The organism is Lysinibacillus sp. FSL M8-0134 (genome assembly GCF_038069745.1).
In the GTDB taxonomy this organism is placed as follows: domain Bacteria; phylum Bacillota; class Bacilli; order Bacillales_A; family Planococcaceae; genus Lysinibacillus; species Lysinibacillus irui.
In genome coordinates, this window is record NZ_JBBPAJ010000001.1 from 1661711 (window position 1) to 1678843 (window position 17133).

The following is a 17133-nucleotide window of genomic DNA, read 5'->3' on the forward strand; positions in this document are numbered from 1 at the left end:
TTTTTTAGTCATGGATTTATTTCAAAACCTATGTAGATACCTACAATACTTTATCAAGCGTGGCGTACTATCGATGAACCTTCAAGTAACAAGAGGTTTTATTTGTGGTGCCGTAAAAGCTCGCCTTTTAAAGATTAAGCTGTGGGGATTCCTCACAGCTTTTTATTTTATTAACACATCATTGCTATCTAATATTGGGTAGGTATCTTCATGTATGATCAAACATTACAATGAGGAGCATGAAAAAATGAATTTTACTACTCTAGAAAAGTTACAATACCATGAATTAAAGGATATCGTTAAATCCTACTGTGTTAGCGGTTTAGGAAAACAGCTATTAGATAAATTAATGCCAAGCTCAAGCCTAGCGGTTGTGAAAACTCGTTTGAATGAAACGACAGAGGCGCGCGCAATTTTAGATGCAGAAGGCCATGTACCTTTTTTAGGTGTCTCCAATATTGAGCATATCATGACCAAACTTGCGAAAGGGATGATATTAGATCCAAGTGAGCTAGTTAGTATGTCAGACTTTTTAAGAGGCTGTCGCAATATCAAAAAATTCATGTTGGATAAGGAATTTTTTGCACCAGTTCTTTCATCTTACGCCCATTCAATGGCAGAGTTTAAAAGTGTGGAGGAGGAAATTAATTTTGCGATAAAAGCCAATCGTGTGGATTCAGCTGCTAGTCGAGAATTAAAGCGTATTCGTCATCATATGGACACGACCGAAGAAAAAATTAAAGAACGCTTAACAAAATTTTTGAATAACAGTGCTAACAAACCCTATATTCAGGAATTCTTTATTAGCCAAAAGGATGATCGATATACGATTCCAATAAAGGCTTCCTACAAAAATCATGTACAGGGTACCGTAGTAGAGATTTCCTCAAAAGGTGCAACTGTTTTTATGGAGCCGAGTGTAGTTGCTAAATTGAATGTAGAATTGGCTACCTTAAAGGCAGAGGAAGCGGTGGAGGAGTATCAGATTTTAGCCACTTTATCAGGACTTTTAATGGAACATCTTCATGCCATTCAGATTAACATGGAGTTGATTAGTCAATATGATATGGTCTTTGCCAAAGCAAAATTCAGCAGACAAATTGGTGGTATGGAGCCACGTTTAAATGATTATGGTTATATTAACATAGTAAATGGCAAGCATCCGTTATTACCAGCTAATGCCGTGCCCCTACACTTTACCATCGGTCAAGATTATCGTAGCTTAATTATTACGGGGCCAAATGCTGGTGGGAAAACCGTTGTCTTGAAAACAATTGGCTTATTAACGTTAGCGACCATGTCAGGCTTTCATATCGTAGCAGAGAAGGGAACCGAGATGGCACTATTCGATCATATCTTTGTGGATATTGGTGATAATCAAAGCTTAGAAAATGCTCTTAGTACGTTTTCTTCCCATATGAAAAACCTTTCCGATATTATGAGGGCGGCGAATAATCATACACTTTTACTGTTCGATGAAATTGGCAGTGGTACAGAGCCAAATGAAGGAGCAGCGTTAGCAATAGCTATTTTAGAAGAGTTTTATCAGATGGGCTGTATGACCGTTGCAACAACACATTATGGCGAAATTAAACGATTTTCAGAAATGCACCCTGATTTTATGAATGCAGCGATGCGCTTTAATAGTGAAACACTAGAGCCTTTGTATCAATTAATGATTGGCACATCAGGAGAAAGTAATGCCCTTTGGATTTCTAAAAAAATGAATGTCCGTGAAACAGTTTTACAAAGAGCAAAGGATTATATGAATAACAAGGATTATCAGCTAACACTTGTTCAAGACAGTAAAATCCGTAAGCCAAAGATAGAGAAAGCAAAAGCGACAACAGTATATGCCTATGCAAAAGGGGACCGCGTGAAATTACTGGATTATGATGATATAGGGCTCGTATACGAAGAAATGGATCCTTACAATAATGTCAGCGTCTTCTATAAGGGGCAAATACTAGAGGTAAATGTTAAGCGACTTGCCTTAGAACTACCTGCAACAGAATTATACCCCGAGGGATATGATTTAGAGACATTATTTGTTGATTATCAAGCACGCAAGCTTCAGCACGATATCGAGCGAGGGTCCAAAAAAGCATTACGTAAAATACAAAAGGATATTAGAAAAGATAAATTGAACTAATAACTTAGTTGAGAGACTGGGGCATAAGTGAACTTTCCAATTAGAAAAATGAGAGTCAACGTTATGTCCCAGTTTTTTTAGAATGGGGAGGACAAATAGGTTGAAAAAGGAATTTGGTATGTTGGTATTGTCTAGTATTTTATTGCTTGTGGGTTGTAATGTTCATCAAGAAAGTTCTCAGAAGGATGAGAACTCTTCAACCGAACAATTATCAATGCAGCCGAAACAAGAGGCGAAGGAAAGTATTATTTGGTTTTCAGAGAACAATGAAGTACAGCTCACACCAAAAACAAAAGTTTCAGATGGTTTCAGTGGTGTAACTGTTGCAGTAAATAATATGGAGAAAGAGTTTAATTGGCGTTTTACGACCATTACAGAGCCTCAAGTTTATTATACAGATATTACAGGGGACGGGAAAAAAGAAGCAGTAGTAATTATAAATACAGGAAGAGGGACTGGTTTAACGATTGATGAAGTACATGTGCTGAATAGTGAGAACCTCTCCGAAATAAACGTACAGCCTTTTGAAGAAATTATTTCGGATCACTTCGAATCGAAAATTACTAAAAAAGGAGAGAATCTAAATATTCAAGTAGTAGTGCAAGGTACTGAACAGCATGTGAATGTTGTCGCTCTAGATCCACACGTAGAGCAAGAGCATCTTAATTTTGGAGGGGTCGTTTATTATAAATTAGACAATCAAAAATTAACTGTAGTGCTAGGTGCTAGTGTTGGAGTATCTCCGCAATATGTAGGTGATGTCTATATTACATATCAATTTGATGAGGCTAAAAATGAATTCCTGGCACATCAAATGAAATTTGTTCCTCTAAACAGCTAAATAAAATAATTAAAAATGAGTTCGATATGGGGCAGTAGCACCTTGCATCGAACCCATAATGTTTTATTCTAGAAAGAATTAATTTGTGCTTTAATCGAATGATAGACTTCCTCAATTTTTCGTTTGTAAGGTAAATCCACTAAATTTAATGAATCTGTGTAGGCCATTTTTGCAATGTCGTAGGCTGTTGTTAGCTCCCCAAAATGTGCATAGCACAGGGCTTTATAGGAAAAACACTCATGTAAGCTTAAAATATCATATGGGTGACTAATATAAATCGGTATGTTTTTATATTGTTCAAATGCAGCCTTCGCTTCGTCATAACGACCAAGTAAATAGAGGGATTTTCCTTTTTCAGCATAATAAAAATTAGGATCCAGCTTGTCTATATACTCATGCTTCCTAAGCTCATTAAAACGTTCTATTTCAATCAGAGCCTGCTCATAATTATGGATGTAACTATTATAATAATGTGCCTTCAATACAAAAATAAAGGCGTCCACCTCAACACGTTCCGCAAATGCCTGATATTGCGCTAGCTTCATAAACATATGATCTGTTTGTTCAAAATCATGATCGATCATAGCACAATAGGCACCAATCCTGTACATATTATCAATTTGATAGAACAGTTGGTTTTTATGGGCATTAGTAATTGACTCTTGAATTAATTTTTTCCCTTCCTCATGCTCACCAATTGCGAGCTGGAATATACTCGTATAATAAGTCATTAATAAGGCATCGCGGGAATCGAGCTGATAGTCTTCTTGTTCAATAATTTCCTTTGCCTGTAAGATACGAGCGTAAGCCGATGTATATTGACGCTTTGCTGCTAAAATTGAAATCTCTAGGACAAATGTTTTGAACCAATGGCTGCGTAAATTAATTTCCTTAAAAATAGTACGAGCTTGCTGAAGCGGGGATTCCCAAGTTGTTAATCCAGCTTCATACTGAGCGTATGCGTAAATATACAATAACCGTCCAGCTTCGTAGCTAAGTGGAAGATTCTCTACAGATGGCTTAATGAGATTAACAATTTCTTGATGATGGTCGGCATCACCCCGTTTTACTTCTGCAAATAAAATTTCAACCTGCTCTAAAAGCGGGCGAAGTGAGGATGACGTTACTTCTTCCAGTAATTCACTAGCTTTCACCCCTAAACGTTCAGCAATATAATCAAGGCTTTCCATGGAAGGCTTGGCCTTATCATTTTCTATTTGGCTTAACATGCCCTTTGTTAGACGCTCACCGGCTAGTGCCTCTAATGTTAATTTTTGTTCTTTCCTTAATTTACGAATGCGTGTGCCTAAAGAATCCACTGCCTCGCCTCCTTTTGTTTAATTATATTAAACTTTTTCTTGCGTGAAAAGGGGGAGATATGGTATATTTTGTTTAACATGATTAAACTTTTTAATTTAGTTAAAAAACGGAGGGGTTTTGAGATGAATGAAGCGGAGAAATTAAAGAAGGCTACCTATCATTTATGGACATTTACAGCGAGTAAAATGATTGCCATGCTAGGGGCACATGTGATGGCATTTGGTTTTAGCTTATATATATTAGCCATGACAGGGTCGGCCATGAGCTTTGCAACGAATATGATTTGTTCTGTGTTACCTCGTGCTCTTGTGGCACCTATAGCAGGGTATGTCGCGGATAATTATTCGAAAAAACGAACAATTTTACTGGCGCAGGCAGGGACTATTGTAACCGTTGGGGGGTTACTGTTATATACAGAAACGGTAGGGATGTCAGTTTACGCTATTTACATTGCTACTGTGTTTAACACGATCTGCTCTGCCTTTTCCGGTGTTACATTTTCATCAGCTATTGCTACCCTTGTTAATTCAGAGCGCTTACAGCGTGCGATGTCATTTAATCAAATGTCCATGTCCGTGGCTGCCATTGGGGGGCCAGTCATTGGCGGGATGATGTACGGATTTTTTAATATCGACGTTTTTTTAATGGTCAATATGGTGGCGTACGCTATTGCCTTTTGTTTAGAGGCAACAATGGATTTTAACCTCTATAGTACAAGAGGAAAAGATGTGAAGAAGGAAAAGGTTTGGGAAAGTCTTAAAGGTGGGTTCCATTACATTAAGCAGCGTAAAGTCATTAAAACAATTATGTGGGTAGCATTATGGATTAATTTATTCTTTTCTGCCATATCTGTCGGAGGAACATTCATTATCATTGAATTACTGAAAGTAGAATCTACGCATTTCGGCTTTATTCAGGCTTCAGGAGCAGCGGGTATGCTGGGAGCTTCCGTATACTTTGCATCAAGATCAGAGGTTAAAGTGCCATTACGTTTCTCAAAAATAAGCTTATTGCTATTGTCAGGGAGTGTAGCTTTAGCCGTCATTCCATTAGTTACAGATTTCTCCTACTTAGCAGTCGTTATCTTTTATCTAATCATTTACTTTATTTTTGCTATATTCGAGATGGGCATTAATATGCCAATAGGGGTGTATATGCAAAAAATCATCTCTGAGGAATACCGTGGACGCGTCTTAGGCTTATTAGAGACCATGGCAATGTCCATGATGCCAATAGGTATGGTTATTTACGGTATATTATATGATACTGTACCAGCGACAATTATTTTACCTGTTACAAGCGTCATTATAATTTCAATTTCACTTGTAATGTTGCGACCATCCATCTTAAGAGAAGCACATCCAGAGTATTATGATCAAAAAGCTATAGCAGAAAGTATTCCTAATTCAACAACATAACCAAAAGGCATGCATAAACTTTGCATGCCTTTGTTAATTATTGGTCCTCAATAACAATATACGTTGCTTGAATGGGGCCATGTACCCCAACGATTAAAATCATTTCGATATCTGCTGAGTTACTTGGACCCGTTATAAAGTTGATGCATGAGGCAATTTTTTCACCACGACGGATTTTTTCACTAATCCAACGTGCTGCCTGTGTCATACGAGGAACAATCGTACTTTTCGGAATTAAAATAATCGATTTTTCTGGTAAAAAACTAACACTACGTCCCTTATCCTTGCTACTAAAAAGTACAGCAGTCCCCGATTCTGCCAAGGTCATTTCACTGATTGTAATACCAATATTCGCTTTTTCAGCTTGTCGGATGTTTTCCTCCTGGTGCTGTGCATTCCATTCATAATGCTGAATATTAGCTTGTGGCCATTGTTCGGTCATTAATTGTGATAGTCCATACTTTTGGAATCGTTTATCATGCCATGTAATGATGGACTGACCCCCATAATGGTCAACAACGGATTGTAAATCTTCAGATAGCTTTGCGGTAGTGGAAATGACAATATCAGTATGAATATTAGCACACTGCTTTATTAATACCTCTACTAATTCGTCCTTTGTGGCATCTTTGAGAATGCGGTCTTGTGGCTGATATTGCCACGTTGGGCGTGAAAGTTCTATTTTTGGTGAACGTCCAAGCTGCTTTGCGATGTTGGCTAAGAAGGATTCTCGATTGTGAATGGTACCTGTCACTGGTGTTCGCCTCCTTTTGAACGGTTTTTCAACCAATTTCTAAAGCTATCTTTTGTTGGTGCAGGAAAATCCCTCGCTTCAGTCCATGCTTTTAATGGACCTGGTCCTTTCGAAATGGTGTTGTCTTTCGTAAACGGGGACATTGCTGGTGCCGCCATTTTGGTTGCCATCTTATATAAAGTAGGAGAGGAAGCACCTAAGCCAAATGCCTTCATTAATAGCTTTTCAGAAACAGGTGCTTTGCCTTCATTTTCAACGATGACTTGGCGATGGCGATGAATCAGCTGATGTAAAGGGATTTTGACAGGACATGCGTCTGTGCAAGCCCCACACAATGTAGAAGCATATGGCAATTCTTTATAATCATCATAGCCTCCTAAAAGAGGTGAAAGGACAACGCCAACAGGCCCAGAGTAGATGGAACCATACGTATGGCCACCAACATGACGGTACACAGGGCAAGCATTTACACAAGCAGCACAGCGGATACATTGTAAAATGGGCTGGAATTCACTACCTAAAATAGCCGAGCGTCCATTATCTACAATAACTAGGTGAAATTCCTCTGGTCCATCCGTATCACCCTCTTCTTTGATTCCGGTTAATGTCGTAATATAGCTAGTTAGCTTTTGACCCACCGCACTCCTTGTTAATAGGCTCACAAGAACCTCCATTTCTTCAAAGGTAGGGACAATTCTTTCCATTCCCATAACCGTAATTTGCGTTTTCGGTAAAGCCGTGACTAAATCAGCATTACCTTCATTTGTGACAAGCGTAATGGAGCCACTTTCTGCAATGGCAAAGTTACAGCCTGTTATCCCAATATCTGCGGTTAAATAGTCATTTCGTAATTTTTGTCGCACATAGAGAGCAAGCTCCTCTGGCTTTTCTGTTTGCGTGTAGCCTTGTTTTTCCTTAAAAATATCTCGAATCTGCTCTTTGTTTTTATGTAGGGCAGGCGCCACAATATGGGAGGGAGGCTCATGATCTGCGACCTGCAAAATGTATTCGCCAAGGTCTGTCTCAATCACTTCACAGCCAAGTTTCTCTAAAGCTGCATTTAGGTTAATTTCTTCTGTCACCATCGATTTCGACTTGACAATTTTCGAAGCATCCTTCTTTTTGGCAATGCCTTGAATGTAATCGGTTGCTTCTTGTGCCGTATGAGCAAAGAACACATGTCCGCCTCTTTTGGCAACATTGTCACTTAATTGATATAAGTAATAATCAAGGTTAGCTAAAACATGCTTGCGAATTTCCTCTCCATGCGAGCGCCATTCTTCCCAATGACCGAGCTCGTCAGCTTGTTGTAAGCGGCGAGTTTGAAAGCGTTCTTGCGCACTTGAGACAGCCCCACGCATAAAGTGATTGTTAAGTTCTTTTGTTACACGCTGATGGAATGGCTCATTACTTGTCTTCATTGCCATGATTTATTTCCCCCTTTTATCGGCAGTTTAAAACTTCAGCAATATGCATCACTTGAATTGGTTTCCCTTGGCGCTGAATGCGACCACCGATATTCATTAAACAGCCGGCATCGGCCCCAATTAAAATGTCAGCGCCTGTTTCTTCCACATTTTGTACTTTTTCATTGACCATTTCTCCAGAGATATTGCCCATTTTGACTGAGAAAGTGCCGCCAAATCCACAGCACCGATCTTTACCTGGGAGATCCGTGTAGTGTAGTCCTTTGACATGGCTTAATAATTTTAACGGAGCATCCGTTACACCGAGCAGACGAGTCATATGGCAGGATGTATGGTATGTAGCTTTGCCTTCGAAATGAGCACCAACATCTTCTATTTTTAAGACATGGACAATAAATTCAGTAAATTCATATGTTTTATCCGCTAAAGCCTGTGCTTTTAATGCCCATTGTGGATCGTCCTTCAATATTTCAGGATATTCTTTCAGCATATAAGCACAGGAACCAGAAGGGGAGACCACATATTCAGCTTCCTCAAAAGCAGTGATCATTTTTTTTATGGCACTTTTGGATTCTTTCACATAACCGCTATTGTACGCAGGCTGCCCACAACAAATTTGATTTTCAGGAAAGTCTATTTCACAGCCGAGTCGTTCCAACACTTCAACAACTGCCTTTCCGACATTTCCTTGAAACATATCTACTAGGCAAGTGGCAAATAGTGATACTCTCATTTTCATCGCTCCTTTTCTAAACAACTGGTCATCTGATGACTTTTGATGGATATATCATACAACAATTTGTTAAAAGAATAAAAGTGTTTTTAGAGAATTTTCTGAAAAAAATAAAACTACCTAGTGAAGGGGTAGGTAGTTTTACTCGGAGTTGGATTCCGTTAATTCGAAATACTGTAGGAGCACCTTTTCAACATTGCTTAAATGAGAAGCCATCGCATGTTTGGCCAACTCCTCATTTTGCTGTTTAATCGCGAGGAAAATTTGCATATGTTCATCATATAATTGTTCGCTCGTTGTTTTTTTGGAATACAACCAAATTCGGCGAGTTTCTTTCATTGTTTCAATCATAAGGCCAGAAATTTGATCTAGGATGGTAACGAGTAGGGGGTTTTGAGAGGCAGTAGAAATGGCCGCATGGAATTGATAATCTACTTTTTCACCAAGCTCGCCGTCACCGTTGGCTTGCTTCATATCCTCTAAAATTTGTAGCATGGCTTGTATATCCTGGTCCGTACGATGGATAGCTGCACTTGCTGCTGCTCCTACCTCAATAATCTTGCGCACCTCTAATAAATGAGCAATATCCTGTCTATTCGTTAACATCGCAGTGGACAATGGAAAATCAAGTTGATTGGATGGCACACTTTTAACAAATGTCCCAGAGCCTTGTTTAATCTCAATCAATCCCATCGCTTTTAAAGCGGAGAGCGCCTCACGTACAGCAGATCGGCTAACTTGTAATTGTTCTGCGAGCTGTTCAACAGAGTCAAGACGATCACCTGGTTTTAGGACACCAGCTCTTATTTTTTCATGTAGAATTTCGGACACTTCTTCATAAATTTTTTTAGGTTTAATTTTTCTTAGTTCCAAGGAGCTACACCTCATTTTCTCGATCAAATGCTCATTTGTTATCATCATTATACATGAAAATAAGTCATTTACTCACGGATTCAAATAAACATCTTATGTAAAGAGAGATTTTGTCGAAATGTAAAGGGGGATAATAATAGTATCAACTTATAATAAGGTCATCAGATGATTCGATTTTCTGATATCTTTGTCTTTGTAAATGATTTCTTACAATAGCATTTGGTCAATAGTGTCTATCGAATACAGAAGCCTATTTCAACAGTAACGCCAACTAATCGACAATGTCAAGACTGTGGGAATAAGGGGAGTGATTGCTGCTACGAAAGGGTAGAATATTGGCGCAATTTGTTGACAGAATAATAACGGGAGAGCATAATGCAAAAGTAGCGAAGTGGCACTTCTCAAAAATCTCATACTTTTGCCATGAAACGTTCACAAACTGGAAGGGCGCATTTTATTCTGTTTTTTGGTACGATGGATGCAGTAACTGTAAGGAGCGATTATAAAATATGGGATCTGATATTAACGTATTTTTAGCTTTTGGTGCAGGGTTTTTAAGTTTTATTTCACCATGTACTCTCCCACTGTATCCAGCATTTTTATCGTACATAACGGGTATGACATTAGATGAGCTAAAATCGGAAAAAGGTATGCTACAAAAACGTGCCATTTTCCACACATTATTCTTTTTACTAGGTTTTTCAATTATCTTTATTATTATTGGGCTAAGTGCTTCATTAGCGGCAGAATTTTTCCTGAATTATCAAACATTATTACGACAGGTTGGGGCTATTTTAATCGTAGTATTTGGTTTAATGATTGTAGGATTATTGCAAATAGACTTCTTAATGAAGGATCGTAAGTTTCAATTTAAAAATAGACCATCTGGCTATTTGGGGTCCGTCTTAATAGGGATTGCCTTTGCGGCAGGTTGGACACCCTGTACTGGACCCATCCTAGCGTCCATTATCATGTTAGCTGGTACAAACCCAGGTGCGGGCTTCAGCTATATGTTCGCGTATTATTTAGGATTTGCGATTCCATTCTTCGTGCTATCGTTCTTCATTTCACGTATGACATGGATTCGTACTCATAGCCAAAAAATTGTGAAAATCGGCGGTTATGTAATGATTGCCGTTGGGATCTTATTATTCTTTGATGGATTAACGTATATTACACGCCTTTTACAGCCAATTTTCGGTGGATTTACAGGCTTTTAATTTGTTAAACTAAAGAAGCATACCGAACTTTAACGTAGGGAGATGAACATGTGCCGACAGTTTTAGTAGTGGATGATACGCTTTTTATGCGTGTTGCAATCAGTAATATGTTTACAGAATGGGGTTATGAGGTAGTCGGTAAGGCAGCAAATGGTAAAGAAGCTGTGGCGATGTATCGTGAGTTACAACCAGACTTAGTTACAATGGATGTAACGATGCCCGTTATGACAGGTATTGCAGCAGTAAAAAAAATTATTCCAGAATTTCCACATGCAAAAATTATTATGGTGACTGCTTTAGGCCAGCAAAAGTTAATCGTAGAAGCGATCGAAAGTGGGGCAAAGGATTTTATTACCAAGCCCTTTGAGCCAGAACGATTAAAGGCTGTAGCTGATCAATTACTTGGACAAAATTGCTAATTAGACATTAGAGGAGGATTTTTTATGTTGAGCAGTATCCCTTCTCACTATTATGTTATAGGGTCGACCATCATGGCCATTCTTATGGGAAGCTTTGTCATGGTCATTCGAATGAGAGCTTCCAAAAAGCCGACAAATGAGAAGAAAATTATTATTCCACCAATAGCGATGTCTTCGGGTGCACTGATGTTTCTATTCGAGCAATTCCGCGTACCACCGATGCAAATTTTAGAGGCAGCAGCTGTCGGAATGGTGTTCTCGACGATTTTAATCGCTACTTCAAAATTTGAAGTTAAAGGTCGAGATATTTATTTAAAACGGTCAAAAGCATTCGTTTTCATCTTAATCGGCTTGTTAGTTTTCCGAGTTGTTGCGAAAATGATATTAAGTAGCTCCATCGATGTCGGTGAATTAGCAGGAATGTTCTGGATACTAGCCTTTGCCATGCTATTACCTTGGCGAATTGCTATGCTCATCCAGTTTAAAAGAGTCAAAAAAACAATTCCACAACTACACTAGTGCAGAAGCTAGTGTAGTTTTTTTATGCTCATAAGTGTGAAGAGGTGTTGGATCGCACTCTTATGGGGTGGATTGAAGCGTGGGATAGCAAGGCGAAGGTGGTGGATAGCAAAGGGAAAGTGACGGATAGAAGTGAGAAAGTAGTGGATAGAACAGCAAAAGTAGCGGATAAAACCTGCAAAGAGAAGGATAGCGCCAAGAGAAGGGGATAGAATCGCAAAAGTGGAGGATAGAACAGCAAAAGTGGAGGATAGAACAGCAAAAGTGATGGATAAAACAGCAAAAGTAGCGGATAAAACCTGCAAAGAGAAGGATAGCGCCAAGAGAAGGGGATAGAATCATAAAAGTGGTGGATAGAATCGCTAAAGTGATGGATAAAACAGCAAAAGTAGCGGATAGGATGGCTAAAGTGATGGATAAAACAGCAAAAGTAGCGGATAAAACCCTCAGAAGGAAGGATACAACTCCAAAAGCAATGGATAGCCAACAGCAGCATTCGATAACAAAAGGAAACGCTGCACAAAATGGATGTGCAGCGTTTTCATAATCATTCAAATAAGTGTTCGTATGGGGCGATGTCAATTTGCATTTGTTCTAATTTTTTGCGTAAAAATTTGTGATCGCGCTTGGGTGTTGCTTGGATATAGCCACGAATAATGAGGTCATTGTTAATGGCAGCTGCTTTTTCCTCTAAAGCGAGCTCACCGATTTTGCCTGCGATTTTTTCCTTTGCTACTTGTCTAAAGAGCTCAGGTACTGGACTTACTAACTCATAGAGTAAGTCCTTTTCAGCTTGTCCCCATAAGTGAATTGTTTTATCTAAATAATATTCCTGCCAATCTAAGTCAGATTTTCCATCCTGCTTAGGTAATGCTTTTAAGAATTTACGGAACATAAAGAATCCGCCAATAGCCATCAATGAAATGAGGACGACAACCCAAAATAAAATAAACCATAAAAACCAACCTTGTAACAAATCGTTCACCTCTTTGCCTTCTCTCACTCTATTATAAGAGCTTCCGAAAAAAAATTCATCCTATAATGTCCCTTTTTTAGCAATTCATCTTTATATAGTGTGCAAGAAGGGAGGTGACGTTAGATGGCAAACGTTAACTTTATTAGTGCAACTCTGCGTCTCAAGTATGAAGATGGCTATGATGAGCAAAATGAACCGAAATTCACAACAAAATCGTATCGTAATCTTAACAACACACATAGTGCGGATGATTTACTAGCTGTGGCGCATGCTATTGCAAGTCTTTCATCACAGACTTTGTCTAGCATTGCAAAGCAAGAAACAAGCGATATATCTTAAGGGGGGATTACAGCATGGCACAAGTATTAGAGTTACAATTTGCAACAGTGGATGGTAAAACGACAACATTAACGATTGATGCTCCAAAGCCCAATGTCTCAGTGGCTGAAATTCAGCAGGCAATGGAAACGATTGTGGCGAAAAATGTATTTGCCGGACAGGTAGGGGCTTTGTCTGCCATTAAGGGGGCACGCCTTGTAGATCGTCAAGTAACGGAATTTGATGTAGCAACAGAATAATTCATCGATGGCCTTTGCAATTGGAACTGCAAAGGCCATTTTTTACCGTAGGAGAGAGGAGAGGAGACCTAATGGAACAGTGGTTAAACATGATATCCGATATCGGTTTTCCGATTTTAGTGTCATTTTATTTGTTGCACCGCGTCGAAGTAAAGCTGGATGCGATTCATGCTGCACTCGTTTCGTTAAAATGAAATCCATTTCACAAAGATGTACGAAAGCTGTCACTTAGTAGTTCTTGTCAACGCTTACAACCTACGTTAGGATGAGGATAGTGTAAGGTTAGGGAGAGTGTTGACCATGAAACGTAAATTACTAGGGCTAGTTCTACTGCTGACTTGTGCATCCGTGCTAGGAGCATGTGGAAATTCAAAATTTAAAGCAGATTATAGCCTGGAAATACCCGAATTTGAACATGTAAATCAACGTGGTGAAACGATTTCACTAGAAAGTTTGAAAGGCAAGCCTTGGATCGGCATGTATATATTTACGAACTGTGTGTCGATTTGTCCGCCCATGTCATTGAATATGGCACAAGTGCAAGAAAAGCTCCAGAAAAAAGGAGTAGAGGATTATCATATTGTTGCCTTTTCAGTAGATCCAGATGTGGATAAACCAGAGGTGTTAGCCGATTATCTTAGTAAATACAATGTACCAGATGAATCAAAATGGAACCTTCTAACAGGATATTCACAAAAATATATTGAACAATTTGCTGTGAAAAATACCAAAATTTTAGTGAAAAACGACCCTAACAGTGATCAAGTCATACATGGTAATCAATTTTTCTTAGTCGATAAAGATGGTGTTATCGTCAAAATGTATAATGGCTATGCTGAAAATATTGAAGATGTCCCAATTGATACGATAGCTTCTGATATCGAAACATATATTGATGAAAATTTATAAAAAGCAATAAACCGTCTCGGACTTAAGAGACGGTTTTTTTGTTCTGGAAAAATAATCTTTTTCTAGTTGAGCATCGTTTATAGTGTAGAAGGAGGGACAAGCATGTCTGATAACGAAAAATTAGAGCAACTAATGGCTATACATACGGAGCAATTATTTCGAATTGCTTATTACTATACAAAGGATTTACAACTAGCCGAGGATATTGTGCAGGATGTTTTTATTAAATTCTACCATCAAAAACATTATGAAGAACGAGGAGAAATGAAGGCTTACTTGGCACGCATGACGATTAATAAATGTAAGGATTACTTAAAAAGCTGGGCATATCGAAAAATTACATTTCAGCATAAATTTTTTACCAAACAAAAGTCGGGCTTACAGGATACACTTATTCTTCAGGATGAACAAGATTTATTAGATGAAGCAATTTTACGGTTACCCATTAAGCCACGAGAAGCGATTGTCTATTATTACTTAGAGGAAATGACAATTAAAGAAATTGCTGTATTACTTGAGATTCCTGAAGGTACGGTGAAATCACGTTTAAAAAAAGGGAAAGAGCTTTTAAAAGTAGATTTACAAAATATCGAATGGGAGGTACTTTTCCATGGATAAGCATACAATGCATATTTTGAAGGATGTCACAGCTCATAAAGAGGCGATCATTCAAAACGTTCGACAACAAATCCAACAGCAAACACATCCATCCAAGACAAAGTGGACATATCGTGCAGTCACAATGTTGATCACTTGTTCGCTCTTACTATTTATTGCGTGGCAAGCAACACAACCAATGAATCAATTGGCGACTGAGGTAACGGATGAAGGGGAAGTACCTACATTCACTGAATTATTTCAGACAGAGGTAGATGGAACTGCTACAACATACAGTCAGTATTTTCAAATTGCCGATTCACTCAATCACCGTGAAAATATCAAGTATTATGCTCCGCTTCAAGGTTTCGGGGCTATGCAAGAAGTAGCATCTACAATGGGGGATGCAGTCCATCTAATTGAGCCTAAAGATCTGCCGTTTCAAGCAAATATTCAGGAGGTCTATGCGGTAACTTCAGATATGAAAGATGGTAGCCTACAAACGCAATTTCAATTTAGCTTTAAAGAAAAATCTCTTGCAGGTGTAGATTTGCAGTATATTCATTTTACAATTACGAACGTAGAGCGTAACCCATTAGCTAACCGTAAACTTACAGAAAATATTGAGAACATTGAGGGGAGTAACCTCAAGAATGTAGGCTTTAATTTTTTGAACCCTTTGTATTATCGAGAGATGACTCCAGACCGAGGTTTTGCATATATATACTATGATTATGATGAGGCAGATAAGCGAGTCTTTCGAATGACTACAACCAGTGCTAATGAATTTTATACGTATGATAACGGATATGTTTATCATATTGGTTATCGAATAAATGGTGATCAAGAAGAAGTCCAAGAAAAAATGGTAGCCATCGTAAGAAAATTTATTTCTGGCAATTAGCTCATCCTATTGTAAAATGATAGAAAAGAAGGGATGGGGGTCAATGATAACGATTGCGCAAACCTATTTACAGGTTGTTCAAAAGAGATTCCAAAATGTGAAAGAGTTAGGGGATAAGGCTCTTGCCCAATTAGAAGAGGAACAGCTGCACTGGGCGTATAATGAAGAATCTAATAATATAGCTGTCATTGTGAAGCATGTTAGTGGCAATATGATTTCACGTTGGACGAATTTTTTAACGACAGATGGTGAGAAGGCTACAAGAAATCGGGATGATGAGTTTATGGATAGTCTTCATACAAAAGAATCTATTATCGCAGTTTGGGAAAAGGGCTGGCAAGTCTTTTTAGATACTTTGGCGAGTTTAAGCGAATCTGATTTGGAGAGGCATGTTACCATTAGAGGAGAGCAGCTAGCTGTAATCGATGCCATTGAGAGACAAATGGCTCATTATGCACAGCATGTTGGTCAAATTATTTATATTGCGAAACAAGTAAAGGGCTCTGAATGGCAAACATTAAGTATAGCAAAAGGGGAGTCTCAAGCTTTTACAGAGGCCATGCTAGAAAAAAACCAATCATAAATACACAAGATCGTAGCAATCATCTGTTGCTACGATCTTTTAATTTGCTACATAAAGCTTGTACATGGCTGTTTCAGAGTCAATGGCTTGCGCAAGGTCAAACGCCTCCTGCTGACTTTTTTGATTGGTGATGATTTCATAAAAATAACGAATAACAAACATAAGATTCGCATTGCCGTCAATATAATCATCAGGTGCTAAATAGGATTGACAGCCACTCGCTAAAAAGGCTGTTGCTAGCTGCTGCCAACCTAATGTACAGCCTGTTGCTAGAACTTTGACATTTTGTAGCCGGCAATAGGACTCAATATGCCTTGGTCCAAAGTATAGGTCTTGAGGTTCATCGTTCTCATACACTTCTTCGCCTAACTCGGGTAAACAAAAGCGCCCTTCATTGCCGTGGAAATTTAAAATAAGATAGTCCATTCTGCCATAAAGGTCCTCTCCAGATAAGACATCAATCAAATCATTGGGTCTTCCAATCAAATGCAGTGTGACCCTGGCGCCAAATGATTCAAGTGCCGCTCTAATGGCCATGGATTCGAAATCACAATCTGGTCCAACTACTAAATTTACATATAACTCTGGTTTACTCAAAGTCTCTTCACCTCCATTATTAGTATAAATGAAAAGTTAATATTACAGGATACATTTCCAATTGCTGATGTTCAGCAGGCTATTTATTTACTAGAATAAGCGAAATTACTCCTATATTGTCATCATAATAATGGCGAATATAGGGGATTTTTATTTTTCGGGAAAGACTGAATAGTAGGAAAATCATAAAATTGTTTGAAAAAATTTTTTTCGTCCGATAAAAGTAAGGGGAGAAATGTTATGCAGATAAAGAAAGGGAAAGATGGTGGAAAAATAAAGTATTTTTTCACGTGTAAATTAAAAGGAGACTGAT

Annotated in this window: 22 protein-coding genes; 15 read left to right on the forward strand and 7 right to left on the reverse strand. The window is 38.4% G+C overall.

The window, feature by feature from the left end; genetic code table 11:
• The first annotated feature begins 247 nt into the window (after nt 1-247).
• The gene (locus MKY49_RS08155) at nt 248-2152 is read left to right on the forward strand and encodes an endonuclease MutS2 (RefSeq protein WP_341385929.1); all 1905 of its coding nucleotides are present in this window, start codon (nt 248-250) and stop codon (nt 2150-2152) included.
• A 100-nt stretch (nt 2153-2252) separates the two neighbouring features.
• A complete protein-coding gene (locus tag MKY49_RS08160) occupies nt 2253-2993 on the forward strand; it encodes a hypothetical protein (RefSeq protein ID WP_341385930.1) in 741 nt (246 codons plus the stop codon).
• Nucleotides 2994-3061: 68 nt separating this feature from the next.
• Here the strand turns inward: MKY49_RS08160 and MKY49_RS08165 are convergent, their stop codons facing one another.
• Entirely contained in the window at nt 3062-4312 is a 1251-nt protein-coding gene (locus tag MKY49_RS08165; protein ID WP_341385931.1) for a helix-turn-helix domain-containing protein, read from the reverse strand.
• Between the two features lie 123 nt (nt 4313-4435).
• Here MKY49_RS08165 and MKY49_RS08170 point away from each other — a divergent pair, with 123 nt between their 5' ends.
• Nucleotides 4436-5731, forward strand: a complete 1296-nt coding sequence (locus MKY49_RS08170) for an MFS transporter (protein ID WP_312507077.1) — start codon at nt 4436-4438, stop codon at nt 5729-5731.
• A gap of 37 nt (nt 5732-5768) precedes the next feature.
• On the opposite strand, the gene MKY49_RS08175 is transcribed toward MKY49_RS08170, so the two are convergent.
• The 4 genes from MKY49_RS08175 to MKY49_RS08190 form a co-directional block, all read right to left on the reverse strand.
• Nucleotides 5769-6485: a LutC/YkgG family protein gene (locus tag MKY49_RS08175; protein ID WP_274796621.1), complete on the reverse strand. Its 717-nt coding sequence runs from the start codon at nt 6483-6485 to the stop codon at nt 5769-5771.
• The gene (locus tag MKY49_RS08180) at nt 6482-7912 is read right to left on the reverse strand and encodes a LutB/LldF family L-lactate oxidation iron-sulfur protein (protein WP_341385932.1); all 1431 of its coding nucleotides are present in this window, start codon (nt 7910-7912) and stop codon (nt 6482-6484) included. Before MKY49_RS08180 ends, MKY49_RS08175 begins: the two co-directional genes overlap by 4 nt.
• Before the next feature lie 16 nt (nt 7913-7928).
• Nucleotides 7929-8645 carry a (Fe-S)-binding protein gene (locus MKY49_RS08185; RefSeq protein ID WP_274796626.1) on the reverse strand — a complete coding sequence of 239 codons (717 nt, stop codon included), beginning with the start codon at nt 8643-8645 and terminating at the stop codon, nt 7929-7931.
• A gap of 141 nt (nt 8646-8786) precedes the next feature.
• Nucleotides 8787-9518 carry a FadR/GntR family transcriptional regulator gene (locus MKY49_RS08190; protein ID WP_322605728.1) on the reverse strand — a complete coding sequence of 244 codons (732 nt, stop codon included), beginning with the start codon at nt 9516-9518 and terminating at the stop codon, nt 8787-8789.
• A 509-nt stretch (nt 9519-10027) separates the two neighbouring features.
• Between MKY49_RS08190 and MKY49_RS08195 the strand changes: the two genes are divergently transcribed.
• The 5 genes from MKY49_RS08195 (at nt 10028) to MKY49_RS08215 (ending at nt 12223) form a co-directional block, all read left to right on the forward strand.
• Complete coding sequence (locus MKY49_RS08195; protein ID WP_274796629.1) at nt 10028-10738, forward strand: cytochrome c biogenesis CcdA family protein; 711 nt, start codon at nt 10028-10030, stop codon at nt 10736-10738.
• 50 nt (nt 10739-10788) lie between these two features.
• Complete coding sequence (locus MKY49_RS08200) at nt 10789-11157, forward strand: response regulator (protein WP_274796630.1); 369 nt, start codon at nt 10789-10791, stop codon at nt 11155-11157.
• 24 nt (nt 11158-11181) lie between these two features.
• A complete protein-coding gene (locus MKY49_RS08205) occupies nt 11182-11676 on the forward strand; it encodes a CcdC family protein (protein ID WP_274796631.1) in 495 nt (164 codons plus the stop codon).
• Between the two features lie 62 nt (nt 11677-11738).
• Complete coding sequence (locus MKY49_RS08210) at nt 11739-11888, forward strand: hypothetical protein (protein ID WP_341385933.1); 150 nt, start codon at nt 11739-11741, stop codon at nt 11886-11888.
• A 134-nt stretch (nt 11889-12022) separates the two neighbouring features.
• Nucleotides 12023-12223, forward strand: coding sequence for a hypothetical protein (locus tag MKY49_RS08215; protein WP_341385934.1), 201 nt, complete (start codon nt 12023-12025; stop codon nt 12221-12223).
• On the opposite strand, the gene MKY49_RS08220 is transcribed toward MKY49_RS08215, so the two are convergent.
• On the reverse strand, nt 12224-12652 hold the full coding sequence (locus MKY49_RS08220; protein WP_274797296.1) for a DUF2621 domain-containing protein: 429 nt from the start codon (nt 12650-12652) through the stop codon (nt 12224-12226).
• Nucleotides 12653-12775: 123 nt separating this feature from the next.
• Between MKY49_RS08220 and MKY49_RS08225 the strand changes: the two genes are divergently transcribed.
• From MKY49_RS08225 to MKY49_RS08255, 7 genes are all read left to right on the forward strand, one after another.
• On the forward strand, nt 12776-12991 hold the full coding sequence (locus MKY49_RS08225) for a DUF1659 domain-containing protein (protein WP_322606248.1): 216 nt from the start codon (nt 12776-12778) through the stop codon (nt 12989-12991).
• A 14-nt stretch (nt 12992-13005) separates the two neighbouring features.
• The gene (locus MKY49_RS08230) at nt 13006-13230 is read left to right on the forward strand and encodes a DUF2922 domain-containing protein (protein WP_274796635.1); all 225 of its coding nucleotides are present in this window, start codon (nt 13006-13008) and stop codon (nt 13228-13230) included.
• A gap of 71 nt (nt 13231-13301) precedes the next feature.
• On the forward strand, nt 13302-13424 hold the full coding sequence (locus MKY49_RS08235; protein WP_004229459.1) for a YvrJ family protein: 123 nt from the start codon (nt 13302-13304) through the stop codon (nt 13422-13424).
• Nucleotides 13425-13530: 106 nt separating this feature from the next.
• Nucleotides 13531-14139, forward strand: a complete 609-nt coding sequence (locus tag MKY49_RS08240; protein WP_274796636.1) for an SCO family protein — start codon at nt 13531-13533, stop codon at nt 14137-14139.
• Nucleotides 14140-14241: 102 nt separating this feature from the next.
• Nucleotides 14242-14757, forward strand: a complete 516-nt coding sequence (locus tag MKY49_RS08245) for an RNA polymerase sigma factor (protein ID WP_341385935.1) — start codon at nt 14242-14244, stop codon at nt 14755-14757.
• The gene (locus MKY49_RS08250) at nt 14750-15640 is read left to right on the forward strand and encodes a hypothetical protein (RefSeq protein WP_341385936.1); all 891 of its coding nucleotides are present in this window, start codon (nt 14750-14752) and stop codon (nt 15638-15640) included. The genes MKY49_RS08245 and MKY49_RS08250 overlap by 8 nt, the downstream gene beginning before the upstream one ends.
• Before the next feature lie 46 nt (nt 15641-15686).
• A complete protein-coding gene (locus MKY49_RS08255; RefSeq protein ID WP_341386917.1) occupies nt 15687-16223 on the forward strand; it encodes a DUF1572 family protein in 537 nt (178 codons plus the stop codon).
• 39 nt (nt 16224-16262) lie between these two features.
• On the opposite strand, the gene MKY49_RS08260 is transcribed toward MKY49_RS08255, so the two are convergent.
• Nucleotides 16263-16820: a delta-aminolevulinic acid dehydratase gene (locus tag MKY49_RS08260; RefSeq protein ID WP_274796641.1), complete on the reverse strand. Its 558-nt coding sequence runs from the start codon at nt 16818-16820 to the stop codon at nt 16263-16265.
• Nucleotides 16821-17133 lie beyond the last annotated feature (313 nt).